The organism is Corynebacterium sp. c25Ua_47 (genome assembly GCF_039907205.1).
GTDB lineage: Bacteria > Actinomycetota > Actinomycetes > Mycobacteriales > Mycobacteriaceae > Corynebacterium > Corynebacterium hiratae.
Map to the genome: position 1 here is coordinate 1 of NZ_JASBOH010000032.1, position 1,231 is coordinate 1,231.

1 protein-coding gene is annotated in these 1,231 nt (G+C 53.9%); it reads left to right on the plus strand.

Annotated features, from left to right (window positions below; genetic code table 11):
• On the plus strand, window positions 1–1,133 hold a 1,133-nt coding region (locus QKE52_RS13290; RefSeq protein ID WP_347949000.1), incomplete at its 5' end, for an IS110 family transposase.
• Between the last annotated feature and the right edge of the window lie 98 nt (window positions 1,134–1,231).

Below are 1,231 nucleotides of genomic sequence, written 5' to 3' on the forward strand. Positions count from 1 at the left end.
GCACCCAGGTGCTATCTAAGCGCATCAACCAAAACGAAAAATCCCTGCGCACACTGTTTTCAACGTTCAGCGCACACGACCACAAAGTCCTTGTCGTCGTGGACCAGCCAAATAACATTGGTCGACTAACTGTCGCAGTTGCTCAAGATATCGGAATCGACGTGCGCTACCTTCCCGGTTTGGCTATGCGTCAACTCTCACGCATCCACGCTGGCAATGCCAAAACTGATATCCGGGACGCCTATATCATTGCCCACGCTGCAAAGAACCTTCCGGAGTCCCTCCGCAGCGTCGACCGTGTCGAAGAAGCCTTCCTCCAATTGAAAGTCCTCAACGGCATCGACGAAGACTTAGCGCGGTCCTACACCAGGCTCATCAATCAGATTCGAAGTGCACTAGTAGGCTGCTACCCGCAATTCGAACAGGCCCTTCGCGGTCAGATAATCCACCGCAAGTGGGTTCTGCACCTACTTGCACGCTACGGCGGACCGACCAAGATAAAACGCCTCGGAAAAGCCAAGGCAGCTGCCTTTGCTCGACGATATAAGGCACGCAATCCCGAACCTGTCCTCGCCATATTCGCTGCTATCTCTGAGCAAACAGTCACCATTGCAGGTGCGCACTATGCCGAAATGGGCATAGCAATGTCGGCGAAAGACGCACTCTTAAAACTCGAACATCGCAAACAAATCGAGCAGGAAGTCATCGAGCTCATCAACGACATCCCCCACACTCAAATCCTGCTATCCATGCCAGGAATCGGACCAAAGACGGCAGCACAAATTCTCATGACCGCGGGCGACATGTCCGACTTTCCGTCAGCTGGGCACTTGGCCTCTTACGCTGGTTTGTCGCCCCGAACGAATCAGTCCGGAACCTCGATCATGTCGAACTCACTGAACCGTGCCGGCAATAAAAAATTAAAGAACGCCCTATGGCAATCATCTTTTGCATCCATCAGATTCCACGAGCGTTCCCGGCAATTCTATGAACGAAAGCGCCGTGATGGCAAGAGACACAACGCCGCAGTAGTGGCACTAGCCCGCAGACGGCTCAACGTCCTCTACGCCATGATGCGCAACCACGAGTGCTACCGCGATCCCGCCTTACAACAGGAAGGAATCGCAGCCTAAACACCAAGAACGAAACAGCCGACTGGGAAAACCCAGTCGGCTAGCAGGCATGCCCGAAAACCACACGACCAAACAACCCCGTAGAGAGAATCCGCCCC